Origin of the sequence: Nostoc paludosum FACHB-159, assembly GCF_014698835.1 — a bacterium.
Taxonomy (GTDB): Bacteria; Cyanobacteriota; Cyanobacteriia; order Cyanobacteriales; family Nostocaceae; genus Nostoc; species Nostoc paludosum.
This window is the reverse complement of record NZ_JACJTU010000143.1, coordinates 1-3,718: the sequence shown is the minus strand read 5'-3', so window position 1 is coordinate 3,718 and position 3,718 is coordinate 1. Positions and strand designations below refer to the sequence as shown.

Below are 3,718 nucleotides of genomic sequence, written 5' to 3'. Positions count from 1 at the left end.
GAGGACGGGTCATGTTTTGACTCGGACATACCGACTTGAGTTCGTCCTCTTTTATTGTCCCTCTCTTTAAGGATGATTAGCTATGACCATGCCACTTGACCCACTAGCTTATCTTTTTTGCCATCGCTTCATCTATTTCTCTAAAATTTTCGGTCGCATCAATAAAAACTGAGGAGCCTGATTTGAAACTTCAGTTAGTTCATTCTGACAAATGTTTTCTTTTTCATCCCTATGCTGTTAAAACGCTTCGCGCAACAAGAGTGAAAATATCTCGCATTCAGGAGAAATCCAATGGATTGGGATCTATCGGGGAAAGGGGAAGTGTCGGCAGTACTTGCGCGGGCGTGCTGGTGAAGCAAAAGAAGGCTTTGTGAAGAATAATTCAGCATTCAGGAACTAAATTATTACCAAAGAAAATTTGATACCCTTCTGTGGAATGTAGTACAACCTATAACGGGGGCTTATCATACGTTCACTGATATAGATGCAATTAAAACTACATACTGGTAACGACAAATGACTAATAACCAACAAATTGCTTACCCTCTGATTCAACAAGAGCATATAAAACGTCTAGGTACAGATGAATTAACCCTACTTCGTACTCGCCGTCAACCAAAGCCTCTTGTAAGAAATCCGAATTTTAGCGATCGGATTCTAAACACAATAGGGATTGCCTCTATTGCCAGTAGTTGCTTGTTTGGTATAGGCACACTTTCTTGTTGGGGCTTAGAGATTATTGAGGCGAACACAAAATCAGTTTCCCAGAGCAAGCAATATGAATGGCAGATACAAAAACATATCTGCTTGGGCTGGACGCTTATTGGGTTTTCCAGCTTTGTTGCTAGTGCCTCATTTGCTGAAAAGCCTCAGCGACAAACTAATGAATAGTACAGTATCAATTGCACACACTAGCAATCACTCGTTCCTTTATTTAATAAGCAAGCGACAGCAGTTTAGATATGAAAGTACCTCAAATGATCGTCACAACAGTTCTAGCAATCACTTTTGGATACATTGGTTCCCAATACTTGACTAAAAATATTATGTATTTCATAGGCGGTGGAATGATTGGAGTTGGTGCAGTAGGGTATGTTATTCCGCCTAGAACCAAGAAAAAACCAACTCACACACAACCAAAGGAGCCTGTGGAAACTACCCGTCACTAAGGGATTCAACCCCTAAAGGGCAAAGTGTTTGGTGTAAAATTTTTCCTCGATTGTGTAGGAGCTAAATATGACATAGACAAGACTCGCTTTCTCCTGCCACTATCTACCAGTCGCACAGAATTTATATCAGTTTTCTGGCGATTTACGCATGTATTCTGTTTTGATAACAGTTAGTCTGCAAAATAAGACAAGCATAATATCAGCGCCAGCATTGCTCAAGGGGCTAATTATGAGAGGATGGGTAAACGATCCGCATTCAGGAGGAGTAAAAATCCCAGAGCAAGTTAAACAGAGAATGAAGCAACGCTTCTTTAATAATGGAACTTTTTATGGTACACCAGAAGAAGCATTTCAAAGTTCAGCATTGTATTTAGATTCAAGAAATTTTCAAGATTATTAATCTTTTTTAGAATGAGAAATTCAAAACTGTTTTGATGAAAAAATAAATAATATTTATTAGTTAATATGTCTGATTCTTATACACCTCAACCTTTACCGCCAATTAATCCTAGCTTAGACATTAGTCAAAATCATTACTGGAATTATCATAATATTGAGGAGCTAATTAGTTGTAAAAACCCTTTGACGGCATCTCAAGACGAAGATTTATTTATTGCTGTGCATCAAATATGTGAGCTTGCCTTTCACCAAATGATTATTGATATGGAACGAGTTTTGAAAGGTTTGGCACAAGCGCTACAGGATACAACCGATCCCATTATCGGCAACACACAAGAGGTATGCTATTTCTTTCGTCGCATCCTGCGTTTTTACGAAGTTGTAAATACAACGATGCCGATTCTGATGACAATGCGTGCTTTTGCAGAGTTCAGAACTAGTATTGGCCCTACTAGCGGGTTTCAGTCTTTTCAGTTCCGCCATCTAGAAATTATGAGTGGGGTTCGCAAATATTGGGATGGTGGTACTAGAAATGCTGAGGGAAAATTGCATATTGCCGAGATAGAGTTTAATCAACGCTATGGGGAACAAGTCACGCAATGGTTTGAATTATACCGTCAGCACAACCTCACCTACTATTATCAAATCCTCACTAGCCGCGCTGCTGGTAATTCTCAGGCAGAATGTCTAGGCAATTTACAAACTAATACAAATGCTAGTGCAATTCTCCAGTGCTTTAGTGCTTATGAAGATTTGCAAAGGCGATTTCATAAATCTCATCTAGGACTGGCAATTGCACAACTAAAAATGGTTGGTGCTGATGTTGGTACTGGTGGTACATCATTTAGAGACTATCTTGCTAAATACGATAAAGAACAAGCACCTCTGTTTCCAGGTTTAGCAGAACTTACCCAACGAGACTCTTAGCTTTGCCAAAGTCCACTATCCCAAACTAGTAGTTGTTTGCCCCACAGCAGCAAATCCTTATGTTGAACAAGTGGTAGCCGTAGAAGGAATCGTAGAGGAAGTTTTACCTGCTTACGGCATTGTTTGTCACATAATCAGCACCACAGCTGGTATGAGGGTGACGAGTAGCCAGAGACTGTTGACCCAGAATGTGACGCCGAGTTGAAACAGCATGAAAGACAGATAGATGGGATTGCGGCTGTATTTATAGGACCCCGTGCGTACAATCGTGGTGGTAGGGCGATTGCCTGGAACGGGCGTGCCAGCGATCCCAAACGTGCGTACAGCCCACAGGAACAGTGCGACAGCGACAAGCATTACAGTGCCTCCGGGTGGCACGCTCACTGCACCAGGCACGAGTCGAACTGGCCATACGAAATGCAGCAACAAACCCAGGGCGATCGCACCCAGGTATAGCAAAGGAGGCCGCAAGAGTCCGGGGTTCGCGGCTGACGGCTCCATGCCTGTTTTTGCCTTATCGCTGCGCTCGTCGCTTACCATGAGATCCCTCCAGGTGTCGCGGCGGCACTGCCGGCTGGCGACTCCTACAAACTCATACTATCTTTAGTATTCCTGCTGTCTTTTTTTTAGTTTCCAAAACTTCATCAAGTTTAGAATTCGCACTCTCGAAAGAGTGCAAAATTTCTGGGGTCAATCTATTAATCTGCACTCTCCCAGATTGCACACTCAAAATTACATCGCCGCTTCTGTGTGCGATCGCCCAATCTTGGCGTTCAGGATTGAAGCTGACATCATAAATCTTCCCCTGGACACGAGTAGTACCATCATCTTTGCGCTGACCCAAACTTGAAGCTAATTTTTCAGAAATTTGGGCGATTCGGTTGACTGTATCTTTCTCCATTGCCTCCATTGCTTGGAGTGACAATTGCCCAGTAGCCTTGAACTCCGAAGCGATTTGGGCGATCCGTTCCTTGTAGGCTTGCGGCTTACCTAGATTATCAGCTGTACGCCACCACGCACGTAAGTTTTCTATCACTCTTAAAAATTAATTCGACGATAAATTTCAGTTAGCGGAACTTCTACTTTTAAACTGTGTAGGAAGATAGATTGCTCAAGACCAGAATGAACTTGCCATAGCCAGCGATCGTTACTGTTACGCTCCTGGTTATAATACTGCTCGATGTAGGGTTCTGTTTGGCTCACTAGCAAATATTCACAAAAGC

Annotated in this window: 7 protein-coding genes and 1 pseudogene; 5 read left to right on the top strand and 3 right to left on the bottom strand. The window is 42.3% G+C overall.

Going from position 1 to position 3,718, the window contains the following annotated elements:
* Positions 1–516 precede the first annotated feature (516 nt).
* From H6H03_RS39440 to H6H03_RS39425, 4 genes are all read left to right on the top strand, one after another.
* Entirely contained in the window at positions 517–891 is a 375-nt protein-coding gene (locus H6H03_RS39440) for a hypothetical protein (RefSeq protein ID WP_190960400.1), read from the top strand.
* 71 nt (positions 892–962) lie between these two features.
* Positions 963–1,169 (top strand): hypothetical protein, encoded by a 207-nt coding sequence (locus H6H03_RS39435; RefSeq protein WP_190952810.1) that lies wholly within the window; start codon positions 963–965, stop codon positions 1,167–1,169.
* Positions 1,170–1,317: 148 nt separating this feature from the next.
* Positions 1,318–1,569: a hypothetical protein gene (locus H6H03_RS39430; RefSeq protein WP_190960401.1), complete on the top strand. Its 252-nt coding sequence runs from the start codon at positions 1,318–1,320 to the stop codon at positions 1,567–1,569.
* A 65-nt stretch (positions 1,570–1,634) separates the two neighbouring features.
* The gene (locus H6H03_RS39425; RefSeq protein WP_190960399.1) at positions 1,635–2,495 is read left to right on the top strand and encodes a tryptophan 2,3-dioxygenase family protein; all 861 of its coding nucleotides are present in this window, start codon (positions 1,635–1,637) and stop codon (positions 2,493–2,495) included.
* A gap of 126 nt (positions 2,496–2,621) precedes the next feature.
* Here the strand turns inward: H6H03_RS39425 and H6H03_RS42195 are convergent, their stop codons facing one another.
* Entirely contained in the window at positions 2,622–2,852 is a 231-nt protein-coding gene (locus H6H03_RS42195) for a methyltransferase family protein (RefSeq protein ID WP_199339243.1), read from the bottom strand.
* On the opposite strand from H6H03_RS42195, the gene H6H03_RS39915 reads away from it, so the two are divergent.
* On the top strand, positions 2,834–3,037 hold the full coding sequence (locus tag H6H03_RS39915; RefSeq protein WP_199339244.1) for a hypothetical protein: 204 nt from the start codon (positions 2,834–2,836) through the stop codon (positions 3,035–3,037). The two genes, H6H03_RS42195 and H6H03_RS39915, sit on opposite strands and share 19 nt — an antisense overlap.
* A gap of 50 nt (positions 3,038–3,087) precedes the next feature.
* Here the strand turns inward: H6H03_RS39915 and H6H03_RS39415 are convergent, their stop codons facing one another.
* Positions 3,088–3,531 carry a hypothetical protein gene (locus tag H6H03_RS39415; protein WP_190960397.1) on the bottom strand — a complete coding sequence of 148 codons (444 nt, stop codon included), beginning with the start codon at positions 3,529–3,531 and terminating at the stop codon, positions 3,088–3,090.
* A 2-nt stretch (positions 3,532–3,533) separates the two neighbouring features.
* Positions 3,534–3,718: pseudogene (locus H6H03_RS39410) on the bottom strand (Uma2 family endonuclease); the annotation flags it as partial.